At 70.1% G+C, this 14,156-nt stretch carries 14 protein-coding genes and 1 pseudogene; 5 read left to right on the top strand and 10 right to left on the bottom strand.

The genetic code is table 11. From position 1 onward, the window contains the following. Positions 1-182: 182 nt before the first annotated feature. Positions 183-479 (top strand): transposase, encoded by a 297-nt coding sequence (locus OF819_RS29280; RefSeq protein ID WP_416370601.1) that lies wholly within the window; start codon positions 183-185, stop codon positions 477-479. Positions 480-598: 119 nt separating this feature from the next. Here the strand turns inward: OF819_RS29280 and OF819_RS23040 are convergent, their stop codons facing one another. Continuing rightward, positions 599-1,060: a hypothetical protein gene (locus OF819_RS23040; protein WP_267245518.1), complete on the bottom strand. Its 462-nt coding sequence runs from the start codon at positions 1,058-1,060 to the stop codon at positions 599-601. A gap of 262 nt (positions 1,061-1,322) precedes the next feature. Further along, positions 1,323-1,607: a hypothetical protein gene (locus OF819_RS23035; protein ID WP_267245517.1), complete on the bottom strand. Its 285-nt coding sequence runs from the start codon at positions 1,605-1,607 to the stop codon at positions 1,323-1,325. Between the two features lie 208 nt (positions 1,608-1,815). On the opposite strand from OF819_RS23035, the pseudogene OF819_RS23030 reads away from it, so the two are divergent. Further along, positions 1,816-2,296 (top strand): annotated as a pseudogene (locus OF819_RS23030) (transposase family protein); the annotation flags it as partial. Positions 2,297-2,731: 435 nt separating this feature from the next. Here OF819_RS23030 and glnA read toward each other — a convergent pair. Next, on the bottom strand, positions 2,732-4,141 hold the full coding sequence (gene glnA / locus OF819_RS23025; protein WP_267245516.1) for a type I glutamate--ammonia ligase: 1,410 nt from the start codon (positions 4,139-4,141) through the stop codon (positions 2,732-2,734). A 232-nt stretch (positions 4,142-4,373) separates the two neighbouring features. On the opposite strand from glnA, the gene OF819_RS23020 reads away from it, so the two are divergent. Continuing rightward, positions 4,374-4,841 carry an RDD family protein gene (locus OF819_RS23020; protein ID WP_267245515.1) on the top strand — a complete coding sequence of 156 codons (468 nt, stop codon included), beginning with the start codon at positions 4,374-4,376 and terminating at the stop codon, positions 4,839-4,841. Positions 4,842-5,071: 230 nt separating this feature from the next. Here the strand turns inward: OF819_RS23020 and OF819_RS23015 are convergent, their stop codons facing one another. The 4 genes from OF819_RS23015 to lipB form a co-directional block, all read right to left on the bottom strand. Continuing rightward, the gene (locus OF819_RS23015; RefSeq protein WP_267245514.1) at positions 5,072-5,782 is read right to left on the bottom strand and encodes a DUF4191 domain-containing protein; all 711 of its coding nucleotides are present in this window, start codon (positions 5,780-5,782) and stop codon (positions 5,072-5,074) included. A 19-nt stretch (positions 5,783-5,801) separates the two neighbouring features. Beyond that, complete coding sequence (locus OF819_RS23010) at positions 5,802-6,011, bottom strand: hypothetical protein (protein ID WP_267245513.1); 210 nt, start codon at positions 6,009-6,011, stop codon at positions 5,802-5,804. 229 nt (positions 6,012-6,240) lie between these two features. After that, complete coding sequence (lipA, locus tag OF819_RS23005) at positions 6,241-7,200, bottom strand: lipoyl synthase (protein WP_267245512.1); 960 nt, start codon at positions 7,198-7,200, stop codon at positions 6,241-6,243. A gap of 100 nt (positions 7,201-7,300) precedes the next feature. Further along, positions 7,301-8,131 (bottom strand): lipoyl(octanoyl) transferase LipB, encoded by an 831-nt coding sequence (lipB, locus tag OF819_RS23000; RefSeq protein ID WP_416370605.1) that lies wholly within the window; start codon positions 8,129-8,131, stop codon positions 7,301-7,303. A 256-nt stretch (positions 8,132-8,387) separates the two neighbouring features. Between lipB and OF819_RS22995 the strand changes: the two genes are divergently transcribed. Next, on the top strand, positions 8,388-10,022 hold the full coding sequence (locus tag OF819_RS22995; protein WP_267245511.1) for a regulator: 1,635 nt from the start codon (positions 8,388-8,390) through the stop codon (positions 10,020-10,022). A 230-nt stretch (positions 10,023-10,252) separates the two neighbouring features. Here OF819_RS22995 and OF819_RS22990 read toward each other — a convergent pair whose 3' ends face one another. Both OF819_RS22990 and OF819_RS22985 read right to left on the bottom strand, forming a co-directional pair. Continuing rightward, positions 10,253-11,629, bottom strand: a complete 1,377-nt coding sequence (locus OF819_RS22990; protein ID WP_323748956.1) for an NAD(P)/FAD-dependent oxidoreductase — start codon at positions 11,627-11,629, stop codon at positions 10,253-10,255. A 383-nt stretch (positions 11,630-12,012) separates the two neighbouring features. Continuing rightward, on the bottom strand, positions 12,013-12,921 hold the full coding sequence (locus OF819_RS22985; protein WP_267245510.1) for a TIGR01777 family oxidoreductase: 909 nt from the start codon (positions 12,919-12,921) through the stop codon (positions 12,013-12,015). A gap of 44 nt (positions 12,922-12,965) precedes the next feature. On the opposite strand from OF819_RS22985, the gene OF819_RS22980 reads away from it, so the two are divergent. Then, positions 12,966-13,466 (top strand): GNAT family N-acetyltransferase, encoded by a 501-nt coding sequence (locus OF819_RS22980; RefSeq protein WP_267245509.1) that lies wholly within the window; start codon positions 12,966-12,968, stop codon positions 13,464-13,466. A gap of 30 nt (positions 13,467-13,496) precedes the next feature. Here OF819_RS22980 and OF819_RS22975 read toward each other — a convergent pair whose 3' ends face one another. After that, complete coding sequence (locus tag OF819_RS22975) at positions 13,497-14,018, bottom strand: DUF4240 domain-containing protein (RefSeq protein WP_267245545.1); 522 nt, start codon at positions 14,016-14,018, stop codon at positions 13,497-13,499. Positions 14,019-14,156 lie beyond the last annotated feature (138 nt).

Genomic DNA, 14,156 nt, shown 5'->3' with positions numbered 1-14,156 from the left:
GTCTCGCGTTACTCATGATCTCCGCCGCTGCGGCGGGGTGCGAGTGGAGGGAACGGACACGCAGCAGCACGCGGTTGCCGGCCATGTGAAGACAGTGACGGGGGAGTGGGAGGAGTGAAGCTTCCCCTTGATGTTGGACACCTGGAGACTGGGACGTGAGGTTCCAGAGGAAGTAGTGCCAGGTGGGAAGCCTGAGCAACCGCAGCAGGCGGTACTCGGAGGAGTTCAAGCGCGACGCGGTCGCGCTGGTCCGCTCGTCCGGCAGGACCGTCACCGAGGCGGCCCGGGAGATCGGGGTCAGCGCCGAGGGCCTGCGGAACTGGTCAAACAGGACACGGCCGACCGCGGGCAGGGGGCGCCGGGCGAGCTTGCCCACTTGGCGTCATTCATGTCCGACGGGTACCGCTGGCGGCGGGTGGTGGCGACCCGGCCGAACCGGCAGGCCACGCAACAACACGCTTCTTCTAAAGCGGAGTTGACATCCGATGCTGGGGCAGGGTGGAACGACATGCGGGGCTCCTGGCGGCGCGGCTGGATCGACAACCGCTGCATCCGCCGGGAGCCCCGCCGCGTTACCGCAGCCGACCCGGCAGCATCCTCAGGCGTCCAGAAGCCGTTCCGACAACTCTTCAGTGAAGCGTGTCCGGTAGACGCTGTAGACGATGGTCTCGGGGGACTGATAGCCCCTGTGCTCCGGGTCCGTGACAGCTCCGTCCCAGGGAGCCGCCCCGTCAAGGAGCAGTGGTGTACGGCCGAGATACGCCTGCGCGACCTCTTCCAGGCCGAGCTCTCCTGCCGTCACCAGCTGCCAGAGTCCGCGGCCCTGCCCGACCACCCACATGCACAGATCTTCGGTACTGTCCTCGGACCAGATGTCTCCGCCGACGCTCACGCCTTCCGAGAAGTCGACCAGCGCCTCTGCCGCGTCCAGGTAGGCGCGCGCGAAGTCCTCGAGAACTTCCCGGGGCTGCGACCCCAGCCACGACTCCAGGACAGACAGACGCGGTCGTGTCGCTTCCAGGACTTCCCAGAACCAATCGGGAACATGATTCGATTCCACTTCGGCTCCCGTCTCGACGGCTGCGGTATCCGCCCGACCGTACAGCGGGCCGGAGCCTGCGGGGCACTCCAGACCTCTCGTCGCCGGACAGCGAGCTGACCGTCCACACGGTCACCGGTTTACAGTCAGGTACTAGGCGCGGCCCGTCCGGCCGCAAGAGTCGCACTGATGTCAAGGCTCCCGACCATGTCCTCCTCGCACAACCCTCCGCTGCACCCAAGCGGCGGTGTGCCGGTGCGGCACACCGCCCGGGACAAGGGGCTCAGTCCTTGATTCGCATCAGGGTGACGTCGTGTATTTCGAAACCCCCACCAACAGCAACCTGGAGTGAGGCGCTCACGCGGATGTCTTGACCTTCGAAGGAGAATTTGACATAGCCCTTGGCGGTTTCGTTATCGAGCTGCATGCTGACCCCCTTTTCGAAGGTCCCGTCGGCCTCAGCGAATTGAGCCGCCCGGAAAGGTAGGGCGCAGCCCACCAGGCAGTTCATCGTCTTAGCGGTGAGGTTCAGGGACAGTGAAATGTCCAAGCTTCCCCACGCCTCCACCGACCGGATCATAGCCCGCTAAAAGTAATTGACCGCTCACTCATTCGCTTCAGTGGCTCAAAAACGACCATCTGTGATCCGGGCATAGTTCACATACCGGCACAGGTCGAGAACACGTTGGAGAGTGAGCCTCTTTCATCCTGTGTTGCAGGGGTGAAATGAGCTGGTCGGCGAGGGTGGTGACGTGGCAGAGCCCCTCGTCGTTGGCGTGGTGATCTCACTCATCACACCGGCGGCCGAGGGGCTCTGTTGGTTCCGTATCCTTCCATGCTCGACGTCCCGTATGAGCTGGTCGAGCATGTCTCCTGGCTTATCTGCGCCCGAAGGCGTGAACTGAACTCGCCGTGGCGGAAGCTGGGCTGCTTCAAGCAGGCTCTGCTGGTCTTGGCCCATCTGCGGAAGAACGAGACGCTCGCCCAGCTGGGGGCCGGGTTCGGGGTGTCGGAGGCGACGGCGTGGCGGTACGTGGACGAGACCGTCGAGGTCCTGACTGCCTGGGCACCGGGCCTGCACGAGGCCCTGGTGGGCCTGGGCGAGGGCGACTTCGTCATTGTCGACGGAACGCGATTCCCGCCGACCGTATCCGGGCCGACGAGCCGTACTACTCGCAAAAGCACAAGAAGCACGGCATGAACGTCCAGGTCATTGCGAGGCCGGACGGCACACCGCTGTGGTTCTCGAGGGCAACGGATGTTCCCTTCGTGGTGGGTATCCCGCCGCTACCGCTGCAGGCTGGGGGGCGGTACACCTGGCTAACTTGAGATCGACGGGTACTCTGACGAGGACTGGCACCTGGACTTCTCGGTGCGTAAGAGCTCGCCAGACCCGCAGGCGGGGGTCGAGGACCCCGTGGGTGGCGACTGATCTCTGAACCGCGAGCCCGCTGTAGGCTGACTTGCTTCCTTCAGTAACAGGCCCGCCAAACTAGCGAGGGCCGCTCCCCTGGATGTGGATAGCGGCCCTCGCTGTGTTCCTGACAGCAAGTCAGAGCATTGATCGGGCGGTGCACACGCGGTGCGCAAGGGGGTGGGAAACGAGGGGGATCAGCGAGAAACACTGAGAGGTGTTTTCGCAGGTCACAGCCTGTTTCCCGGACTCCCGCCCAGGTCGCCCGACCCCGCTCTTTAGATGTCGAAGTACAGCTCGAACTCGTGCGGGTGCGGGCGCAGCTGGATCGGGGCGATTTCGTTGGTGCGCTTGTAGTCGATCCACGTCTCGATCAGGTCCGATGTGAAGACGCCGCCCGCCTGGAGGTACTCGTTGTCCTCCTCCAGGGCGTCCAGGACCGCCGGGAGGGAGGTCGGGACCTGGGGGACGCCCGCGTGCTCGTCGGGGGAGAGCTCGTAGAGGTCCTTGTCGATCGGCTCGGCCGGCTCGATCTTGTTCTTGACGCCGTCGAGGCCCGCGAGGAGGAGGGCCGAGAAGGCCAGGTACGGGTTCGAGGACGGGTCCGGGGCGCGGAACTCGACGCGCTTGGCCTTCGGGTTGGAGCCCGTGATCGGGATGCGCATGGCCGCGGAGCGGTTGCGCTGCGAGTAGACCAGGTTGACCGGGGCCTCGAAGCCGGGCACCAGGCGGTGGTAGGAGTTCACCGTCGGGTTGGTGAAGGCCAGCAGCGACGGGGCGTGCTTGAGGATGCCGCCGATGTAGTAGCGGGCGGTGTCGGACAGGCCCGCGTAACCCTGCTCGTCGTAGAAGAGCGGGGCGCCGCCCTGCCACAGCGACTGGTGGACGTGCATGCCCGAGCCGTTGTCGCCGAAGATCGGCTTCGGCATGAAGGTGGCGGTCTTGCCGTTGCGCCAGGCGACGTTCTTCACGATGTACTTGAAGAGCATCAGGTCGTCGGCCGCGGCCAGCAGCGTGTTGAACTTGTAGTTGATCTCGGCCTGGCCCGCGGTGCCGACCTCGTGGTGCTGGCGCTCGACCTTGAGGCCCGCCTTGTTCAGCTCCAGGGAGATCTCGGCGCGCAGGTCGGCGAAGTGGTCGACCGGCGGGGCCGGGAAGTAGCCGCCCTTGTAGCGGACCTTGTAGCCGCGGTTGTCCTCGACCGCGCCGGTGTTCCAGGCGCCGGCCTCGGAGTCGATGTGGTAGAAGCCCTCGTTCGCGGTGGTGGCGAAACGCACCGAGTCAAAGACGTAGAACTCCGCCTCGGGGCCGAAGTACGCGGTGTCGGCGATGCCGGTGGAGGCGAGGTAGGTCTCGGCCTTCTTGGCGATGTTGCGCGGGTCGCGGCTGTACTGCTCGCCGGTCACCGGGTCGTGGATAAAGAAGTTGATGTTGAGCGTCTTGTCCCGGCGGAACGGGTCCACGCGGGCCGTCGACAGGTCCGGCACCAGAGCCATGTCCGACTCGTGGATCGCCTGGAAGCCGCGGATCGAGGAGCCGTCGAACATCAGCTGCTCGGCCGGGTCGAACGCCTCGGCCGGGACCGTGAAGTGCTGCATCACACCCGGCAGGTCGCAGAACCGGACGTCGACGAACTCGACACCCTTGTCCGCGATGAACTTCTTGGCCTCGTCGGCGTTCTGGAACATCCAACTCCTCCTACTCCCGACCCGGGAGGGGCGGGGTTGCAGCTCGGTCGTGCGGCCAGTGCGGTGGCACACGCTGGACCCGACCATAGGCAGATGGCATTTCTCAAGCATGACCCGTTTGTTTCGGAGAAGTTAACCGGGCCGGGTGGCGGGACGCATGTGACACGGCCGTCGCGGGGAGTGACCGGCCCCGGGGCGCGGGGCCGCAAAGCGGGCGCAGTACCGTGTACGGGTGGACAACAGGCAAGCAATCGGATCGTGGCTCTCCGGGCCGCGCGCGGCGGCCGAGGAGATGGGCGCCGACTTCGGTTACCGGGGCGAGCGGCTCGGTCTGCCGGAGTCGGGACCCGGCTCCATCGCCCCGCTGGGCCGGCGCTTCGGCGCCATCTTCGTCGACTGGGGGCTGTGCCTCCTGATCGCATACGGGCTGTTCGCGGGCGGCAACGGTCAGGCGGCGGGCAACTGGGCCCTCGGCATCTTCCTCGTACTGAGCGTGCTCACCGTCGGCACGGTCGGCTGCACCCCGGGCAAGCGGCTCTTCGGGCTGCGGGTCATCGCCGAGGACGGCGGGCGGCTCGGCGTCGTACGCGTCGTCGTGCGCAGCGTGCTGCTCGCCCTCGCCATCCCCGCCCTGATCTGGGACCGCGACGGACGCGGACTGCACGACCGGCTCTCCCGCGCCGTGCAGGTGCGGATGTAGCGGCGGGAAGACGTGCAGACGTGAAGAGGGCGGCGGCCGAGGAATCGGCCGCCGCCCTCTTCACGTGCTGTGCGACTGCGGCAGCGGGTCCGGTGAGATCCGGCGCGGTTCCGCGGTGTGGCCCGAAGGGGCGCGGGCTTGCAGCGATACGAGGCTCAGCCGCGCGGGCGCGAGCGGTCGACGTGCCCGTGCGTGCCCGACGGCCGATCGCGGCACTTCTCGCGGAGCGTTCAGCGCATCTTTCCGCCGCGCGGCATCCGCATGCCCTTCGGCATCGGGCCCTTCGGCATCGGCATATTGCTCATCAGGTCGCCCATGGCGCGCAGCCGGTCGTTCGCCGCCGTCACCTGCGGGCCGGAGAGCACCCGCGGCAGCTTCAGCATGGTCGTACGGACCTTCTTCAGCGGCACCTGGCCCTCGCCGTCGCCGACGACGATGTCGTGCACCGGAACATCCACCACGATCCGCGACATCTTCTTCTTCTCGGCCGCGAGCAGCGACTTCAGCCGGTTCGGATTGCCCTCGCCGACCAGTACGATGCCCGCCTTGCCGACCGCCCGGTGGACGACGTCCTGGCTGCGGTTCATGGCCACCGCCGGGGTGGTGGTCCAGCCGCGGCCCACGTTCTGCAGCACCGCGGCCGCCGCGCCCGGCTGGCCCTCCATCTGCCCGAAGGCCGCCCGCTCCGCACGCCGGCCGAAGATGATCGCCATCGCCAGAAAGGCCAGCAGGAAGCCGAGGATGCCCAGGTAGACCGGGTAACCGAGCAGAAAGCCGATCGCAAGGAAGACACCGAAGGTGACGATTCCCACACCCGCGACGACCAGCCCGACCTTGGGATCGGTCCGCCGGGTCATCTTGTACGTCAGGGCGATCTGCTTGAGCCGCCCGGGGTTCGCCGCGGCGTCAGCGCCGCTGTCAGAGTTTGCCTTCCTCGCCATGCCTCGAAGTTTACGTGGCTCAGGGAGCGCGGTCGGCCGCGGCCTCCAGCACATGCTGCGCTTCCACACGGTCCTTGGCCCGGCGCCGGTCCTCCAGCACCGCCGTCCAGGCGTTGCGGCGGGCGGTGCGCTGGCCGCCGCCCAGCAGCAGCGCCTCCATCGTGCGCAGCGCGTCGGTCAGGGACGGGATGGCGGTGGCGCGTACGGGACGAACCTGCGCGGCCTGCATCGTGGAGGTCCTCCTCGGTCGGGGGTCGGCACGGCAGTGGTACCACGGTGGGTAAAGCGAGTGTCACTGATTGGTGTTACCAGGGCGTGACTGAGCGGTCAAACGCTGATGAAACCTTTTGCGCAGGGTGAATATGCGGCTGCGGCCCGCACTCCGCCCCCGACCTGCGAGGGTGAGTGCGGGCCGCGCGGACCGCCTATTACTGTTCAGTAGCCGCTTGTGGCTGAACTCACGCAGCAGCGTGCGAGCCGTTCCTCTTCTGCGTCGCCTGCTGGTACAGCCGCCCCGCCCGGTACGACGAACGCACCAGCGGACCCGACATCACACCGGAGAAGCCGATCTCCTCGGCCTCCTCCTTCAGCTCCACGAACTCCGCCGGCTTCACCCAGCGCTCCACCGGGTGGTGGCGCACCGACGGCCGCAGATACTGCGTAATGGTGATCAGCTCGCAGCCCGCGGCATGGAGCTGCTGCAGCGCCTCGCTGATCTCCGCGCGCTCCTCGCCCATGCCGAGGATCAGATTCGACTTGGTGATCAGGCCGTACTCACGCGCCTTGGTGATCACCTCCAGCGAGCGCTCGTAGCGGAAGCCGGGGCGGATCCGCCGGAAGATGCGCGGCACCGTCTCCACGTTGTGCGCGAAGACCTCGGGGCGGGAGGCGAAGACCTCCTCAAGCAGCTCGGGCACCGCGTTGAAGTCGGGGGCCAGCAGCTCGACCTTCGTCCGGCCGGCCTCGCGGCCCGCGGTCTGCTCATGGATCTGGCGGACGGTCTCCGCGTACAGCCAGGCGCCGCCGTCCTGAAGGTCGTCACGGGCGACACCGGTGATCGTGGCGTAGTTCAGATCCATCGAGACGACCGACTCGCCGACCCGGCGGGGCTCGTCGCGGTCCAGCGCCTCGGGCTTGCCCGTGTCGATCTGGCAGAAGTCACAGCGCCGGGTGCACTGGTCGCCGCCGATGAGGAAGGTGGCCTCGCGGTCCTCCCAGCACTCGAAGATATTCGGACAGCCGGCCTCCTGGCACACCGTGTGCAGCCCCTCGCTCTTGACGAGTTTCTGCAGCTGGTTGTACTCGGGACCCATCTTCGCCCGCGTCTTGATCCATTCGGGCTTGCGCTCGATGGGGGTCTGGCTGTTCCGGACCTCCAGGCGCAGCATCTTGCGTCCGTCGGGTGAGACTGCGGACACGTCCGGCTCCTAGGCTTCGATTCTTCGGCGTACACCAGGGTACGCCCGTGGTTCATATGGCCCTATGCCTGGCCAACCCTTGACCAAGGGCGAGCATTCCCTATGCGGACGGAGTGCCGGCCCGGGAGATCTCGCGCGGCTTCAGCTCCGCGTTCTCAAGGATCTGGCGCAGATGCTTCTCCGCCACCGGCAGCACCTCGGCGATCGTCACATCCCGGCCCAGCTCATTCGCCAGGGACGTCACCCCCGCGTCCCGGATGCCGCACGGCACGATCCGGTCGAACCAGGTGTTGTCCGGGTTCACATTGAGGGCGAAGCCATGCATCGAGACGCCCTTGGCGATCCGGATGCCGATCGCCGCGAGCTTGCGGTCCTCACGGCGCTGGCCGGCGTTGGACGGAGCGTACTCCGGGCCGCTGAGGCGCGGATCGAACTCCTCGTCATGCAGCCGGGGATCGAAGTCCAGCGAAAGACCCCCGAGCGCTGCATCCCGGCTGCGCCGCTCCTCCACGGGGTCGCCCAGCACCCACACTCCGCTGCGGCCCTCGACGCGAGTCGTCCGCACGCCGAACTCCGCGCAGGTGAGGATCAGCGCCTCTTCCAGCCGGCGCACATGGGCGATCACATCCACCGGCCGCGGCAGCTTCAGGATCGGATAGCCCACCAGCTGGCCGGGGCCATGCCAGGTGATCTTGCCGCCGCGGTCCACGTCCACCACCGGGGTGCCGTCCAGCGGGCGCTCGCTGTCCTCGGTGCGCCGTCCGGCCGTATACACCGGCGGGTGCTCCAGCAGCAGACAGGTGTCCGGGATCTCGTCCGCGAAGCGGGAGGCGTGCACCGCGCGCTGCTGCTCCCACGCCGTCTGGTACTCGACCGCTTCCTCGCCGAAACCCAGCCGGACGAACCGCAGTCCGCCGCCCGTGCCGTTCACGCCCTCCGCGCCATTGCTCACGGCCGTGCCTCCCTCGAAGCCTTCACGCTGCACGCATCGCACCGTGCACTCCCGCCACTGTACGGCGACGCACCGACGCTCGAAGGGGGTGGGCATCCGTCATGCGACGCACCCAATCCTCACACGATCGGATGAATGTGGGGCGAACCTGGTGGTCTCGGCCGGAAGGACCGCTAAATTCGCGCCGTTCTATGAGGGCTGCTCCCGGCCCGGAAGGCAGGAGACCGCACAGCTGATGACGGAACGACCCTCGCAGCGCACGCCAAACCGCCAGCTCGCCGCGCTCATCGCCGAGGCTGGGTTCTCCAACGCGGGGCTGGCGCGCCGCGTGGACCAGCTGGGCCTCGAACACGGCCTCGATCTGCGGTACGACAAGACATCGGTGACCCGGTGGCTCCGCGGACAGCAGCCGCGCGGCACCACCCCCGCGCTGATCGCCGAGGTGTTCACCCGCAGACTCGGCCGCCGGCTGACGGCGCAGGACCTCGGCCTCGACGCCTGCGCGCCGGTGTACGCGGGGCTGGAGTTCGCCGCGACGCCGGAAGAGGCCGTGGACATCGTCAGCGGGCTGTGGCGCAAGGACTCCGGCAGCCACGCGGAGCTGCGCAAGATCGCGTTCACCCCGGCGGGGCTCGTGGTGCCGAGCCGCGACTGGCTGATCGGACGCGCCGACGAGCGTGTGGCCCGCGGTGAGGGCCGCGACCCCGGGCGGGACCCCGGCCGGGAATCCGGCCGGGAATCCGGGAGAGACCCCGGCCGCGACCCCGGCCGGGGCTTCGGCCGCGACTCCGGCCGGGGCGAGCCCGTCGAACGGCTGGCAGCCCCCGACCGCCTCGGGGGACCCGCCGGAGGCGCCGACCGCCTCGGGCCGGCCGAACGGCTCGGCCGGCCGCGTGTGCCCGTACAGGGACGGCCCTCCGTGCCACGGCAGCGCGGCGCGGAGCGGGCGACCGACCGCGGCCCCGGACAGCGCGTCACCTCCGGCGACATCGCGGCGCTGCGCTCCGTCGGCGAACTGTTCCGCACACTCGACCACGCATACGGCGGCGGGCACGCCCGGCAGGCGCTCGTCCGCTATCTGGAGCACGAGGCGGAGCCCATGCTGCGCGGCGTGTACGGAGAGGTCACCGGACGGCGGCTGTTCGCGGCGGCCGCCGATCTGACCCGGCTGGCCGGCTGGACCTCGTACGACATCGCCGCACACGGCCTCGCCCAGCGCTACTTCGTCCAGGCCCTGCGGCTCTCCCAGGCGGCGGGCGACCGGGCGTACGGCGCGTATGTACTGGTCACGATGAGCCGCCAGGCGGTCTATCTGGGCCACGGCCGCGAGGCGGTACAGCTCACCCGGGTCGCCCAGCAAGGCATCGGATCCGCCGCCCCGCCCGTGGTGCAGGCCCTGCTGCACGCCGTGGAAGCCCGCGGACACGCCGTGCTGGGCGAGGTACGGGCCTGCACGGCGTCCCTCGCGCGGGCCGAGCGGGCACTGGAGACGGCCCGGCCGGGCGACGAGGTGCCGTACTGGGCGCGGTTCTTCGACGAGGCGCAGCTCGCGGACGAGTTCGCGCACTGCCACCGCGATCTGCAGCAGTACCGGTCGGCGGTGCAGCACGCCGAACGCGCCCTCCAGCTGGGCGCCCCCGCCTATGCCCGCAGCCGGCTGTTCTGCCGCGTGGTGCTGGCCTCGGCGCGGCTGGGGCTGGGGGAACTGGACCAGGCCTGCGCGCTGGGGGCGGAGGCGGCCCTCCAGTCGTCGGAGATGCGGTCGGCGCGGGCGGTGGAGTATGTGCGGGACTTTGAGCGGAGGCTGGAGCCGTACAGGGACGCGGCGGCGGTACGGAATTATCGCGACCGGGTCGCCACGCTCGGCTGACCCCGGGGGCGCTGCCCCCGGACGCCCCCGCTATGGCGGCACGCCTCCGGGGGGGACCCCACGTTTCCAGCACCCCGCCGGGTGCGGGCGGGTGGGTGGGGAAGGGCCCCCGCCCCGGGGGCCTACCGCGCCGGACGGCGAAAAGGCCCGCGCGCACGGCCTCCCCATGACCGTGCGCGCGGGCAGGAAGCCGCGTACCGGGTCCCCCCGGCCCGGGACGCGGGCGGTGGTCAGGCGGCGGCCGGGAGCGGGGGCGCCTCAAGGACCCCGGCCGGGTGCACGCCCAGGTCGGCGAGGGCCGACTGCGCGGCGCGGCGGCCCGAGAACAGCGCGCCCTGCACCGTGCTCGTGTCGCGGTGGTCCCCGCACACATACAGACCGGCCAGCAGCCGCACCGTGCGCCTCAGATCGTGCGGGGGCGGCATCGCCGGGACCGCCTCGGGGTCATGGGAGACCGCCAGCAGCTCCCAGGCGTCGGTGGCCGTCCCGTACAGTGCCGCCAGCTGCTTGCGTACACGCCGGTCCAGATCGTCCGGCGGCGTGCCCAGCACCGTCGACGAGACCAGCACCCGCCCCCGCGGCGCACGCGACGGATCGACCGCGCTCATCACCGCGGTGTGGGAGACAGGACCGGACCGGTCCGCGTCCAGCAGCAGGGACGCGTCCGCGTGCGGCGGCGGCGCGGGCGCGGTGTGGTGCACCGAGGTCACCGGGTGGAACGACGGCACCCGCAGCCCCGGCAGCAGTTCGGCCGCCGCTCGCGCGCCCGTCGCGAGGACCACCGCACGGCAGCGGATCTCGCCGTGCTCCTCGGTGAGCACCCGGTTGATCGCGACATCGGTGACCCGCACTCCCGTCCGCACCGTCCCGGGCGGCAGCGCCGCGGCCAGCTGCCGGGGCAGCGTGGCCGCGCCGCCCTCCGGCACGCACAGCCTGCCCCGGGCGAAGCCGCGCAGCGCGAGGTCGGCGCAGCGGCTCGACGTCGTCAGCGCGGGATCGCTGAGCAGGGTGGACAGCAGCGGGCGGAGGAACCCGTGCACGGTGCGGGCGGGCAGCCCGCGGGCGCGGAGCGCCTTGCCCATGGGCCGCTCGGGCCGGGCGAGGATCCGCTCCACGGGCGTGGCCGCCAGCCTGGCGAGCGATGCGCCGAGCCGCGCCTGGTCGAGCGGCCTGGGGGCGCTCGCCAGGGCGCGTGCCATGGTCAGTGCGCCGCCCCGTGCGCTCCCGACGCCGAACCGCTGTATACGGCCCCCGCTGTGCACGAGCACTCCGGGAGTGAAGCGCCGCAGGGCGAGATCTCCGAGACCCGCTGTGCGGCGCAGCTCTGGATAGGAGGTGTTGAGCAACTGCCCGACGCGGTCGAGCCGGAACCCGTCGATCTCCTCGGTCGCCATCCGGCCGCCCACCCGGGACGTCGCCTCCAGCACGCTGACCGTCAGCCCCGCTGCGGTCAGCTGACGGGCCGCCGAGAGTCCGGCGACGCCGGCCCCGACGACGACGACATCCGCATGGGGCGCGGGATCCGGCTGGCGCGCAGCATGGGTGAATACAGCGGTCGCACGGTCTGTGTGGTGCGCGTGGTGCTCATGGTGAGCGGTGCTGAGCACGTGCCCCTCCCCGAGGTCGGCGCGGCTGACGGAAGGCTGATGCCCCCGACAGGCCCGAGGGATACCCGAGTTCGGACCGAGCGTAAGCAGCAGGACCGTAAGTTCGATGCGCGCACAGCGCGGAGCACCGTTGCGCGGGGGCGCACAGCGCCGTGGGCGAAGATCGCCGAACCGGAGCGTGTCCAAGGCCCTTGCGCTGCCGTACGCAACCATGCGCCAGCCGTGCCATATCGTGCCGCACGCGCCTCACCCGCACGCGTCCTGCGCCGCACGCAAACCGGTGCGGCCGAGCGGTGCGGCAGAGCCCGGCGGCCGAAGCCGGGTCCAGCCGGGCGGCCCGAGCCGGGCCAAGCCGCACCCTGCCCGCCCGCCACCCGCCGCCGCTACCTCAGCGACGCCCGGATCGCCTCGTCGATCGTCGGAAACGCGAACGAGAAGCCGGACTCCAGCAGCCGCGCGGGCAGCACCCGCTGACCGGTCAGCACATTCTCCGACATCTCGCCCAGCACGACCCGCAGCACCGGCGCCGGCACCGTGAACAGCGTCGGACGGTGCAGCACCCGCCCCATCGCCGCCGTGGCCTCGCCGTTGGTGACCGGCTCAGGGGCCGTCAGATTCACCGGCCCTGCCAGCGACTCCGTGTCGATCAGATGCCGCAGAGCAGCCACCTGGTCGTGCAGCGCGATAAAGCTCCAGTACTGCCGGCCGTCCCCCAGGCGCCCGCCGAGCCCCGCCTTGAACAGCGGAAACATCCGCCCCCATGCGCCGCCTTTGCGCGCCACCACCAGACCGGTGCGGGAGATGACCGTGCGCACCCCCGCCTCCTGCGCCGGGGCCGCCGCCTCCTCCCACTCCACGCATACGTCCGGCAGAAACCCGTCCCCCGGCGGGGCGTCCTCGTCCACGGCACGGTCGCCGGTGTCGCCGTAATACCCCACCGCACTGCCGGAGACCAGCACCCGCGGCGGCGGATCCAGCGCCGCCACCGCCTGTGCGATCGCGGCCGTGCCGAGCACCCGGCTGTCCCGGATCTCCTTGCGGTACGCATCCGTCCAGCGGTGGTCCCCGACGCCCGCCCCCGCGAGATGCACGATCGCGTCACAGCCGGCCAGCCCGGCCACATCGACGTACTGGCGGTGCGGATCCCACTCCACCTCGTCCGCCGCCCGGGCCGTGCGGCGCACCAGGCGCACCACCTCGTGTCCGTCCGCCCGCAGGGAGCGGACGAGCACCGAGCCGATAAGCCCGGTGGAGCCGGTGACAGCGACGCGAGAACGCTCAGATCCCTGCATGAGACCCATCCTGCCCTCGCGTCATGCCGTGACACAGTGATCCCATGGCCGATTCCCGGATACGTCCCGCACATCACACCGACAGCACAGTCCTCGCCGAGCTGGACGCCGCGGTCTGGTCGCCGCTGCACGCCGTCCAGCCCCGGCCGGAACCCCCGTACGCGCCCTTCTTCGACGCGGCCCACCCGCCGGAGCACTATCTCGTCGCCGAAGACCCGGCGGACGGCTCCCTCCTCGGGTACATCCGCCTCGGCCTGCCCACTCCGCTCGACTGCAACCGCCATGTCCGCCAGATCCAGGGCCTGGCCGTCGCCGACCGCGCCCGCGGACGCGGCGTGGGGCGCGCGCTGGTGCGCGCGGCCTGCGACGAGGCCAGGCGGCAGGGTGCGATCCGCATCACGCTGCGGGTCCTGGGGCACAACGCCCCCGCCCGTGCGCTGTACGCGTCGGAGGGCTTCGCCGTCGAGGGCGTGCTGCCCGGGGAGTTCTTTCTGCACGGGCGGTATGTGGACGACGTGCTGATGGGCCGCGCTCTCGACGCCTGAACGCGAACCTTCACACGCGGGGTGCCGTCCCTACGGTTCGCCGAAGCGTTCCCACAGCCGCGGAAACCGGCGCGCCAGAGCCGCGTCGTCGTCGAAGTCGAACGGCGTGCCCGTCGGCTCCGCCGTCTGCGGCGCGATCCCCAGATCCGGCGCCACCACCCCGGTGAGCTGCTCATACGCCTCGTCGGCCGCGTACCCCAGCTCCTCACCGTCCCCGTCGATGTCCTCGTCGAACTCCTCCAGCAGCTCGGCCAGCGAGTCCGGATCGTGCACCGCGCCCTCGAACACCTCCCGGCCCTGGCCGATCAGCCAGCAGCGGAAGTAGTCGAAGGCGTCGTCGCTGGCCCCGCCCAGCAGCACAGCGGCCGCACCCCACAGATCCCAGGTGTACGCGCGGTTGTAGCGCGCCTCGAAGTGGCGGGCGAAGTCCAGCACGGAGTCGGGGTCGAGCCGGAGCAGCCGCTCGACGAGCAGATCGGCATGGTCCTCGGGGTCGCCCTCGGCGGCCTCACGAGTGGTGTCCACGATCTCCCAGAACTCCGTCTCGTCCATCACGGCACAAGCATCGTGGCTGCCGGACGCGCGCGCACGCGGAGCCGGGGAAAAGCCGGAGCCGGCCGAAACCGATCAGTCAGCCGATCATGCAGCCGATCGGATAGCGGACAGAGGATGTCGGGTATCCGTGTCACG

The organism is Streptomyces sp. PR69 (assembly GCF_026420845.1).
GTDB lineage: Bacteria > Actinomycetota > Actinomycetes > Streptomycetales > Streptomycetaceae > Streptomyces.
This window is presented reverse-complemented; position numbering and strand designations above follow the sequence as displayed.

What these genes read in the sequence shown, in the direction of transcription:
- OF819_RS23010 (WP_267245513.1), bottom strand. Translation starts at nt 6,011, where the DNA reads ATGCAGGCCGCGCAGGTTCGTCCCGTACGCGCCACCGCCATCCCGTCC.
- OF819_RS23015 (WP_267245514.1), bottom strand. Translation starts at nt 5,782, where the DNA reads ATGGCGAGGAAGGCAAACTCTGACAGCGGCGCTGACGCCGCGGCGAAC.
- OF819_RS22995 (WP_267245511.1), top strand. Translation starts at nt 8,388, where the DNA reads ATGACGGAACGACCCTCGCAGCGCACGCCAAACCGCCAGCTCGCCGCG.
- glnA (WP_267245516.1), bottom strand. Translation starts at nt 4,141, where the DNA reads ATGTTCCAGAACGCCGACGAGGCCAAGAAGTTCATCGCGGACAAGGGT.
- OF819_RS22985 (WP_267245510.1), bottom strand. Translation starts at nt 12,921, where the DNA reads ATGCAGGGATCTGAGCGTTCTCGCGTCGCTGTCACCGGCTCCACCGGG.
- OF819_RS22975 (WP_267245545.1), bottom strand. Translation starts at nt 14,018, where the DNA reads ATGGACGAGACGGAGTTCTGGGAGATCGTGGACACCACTCGTGAGGCC.
- OF819_RS22980 (WP_267245509.1), top strand. Translation starts at nt 12,966, where the DNA reads ATGGCCGATTCCCGGATACGTCCCGCACATCACACCGACAGCACAGTC.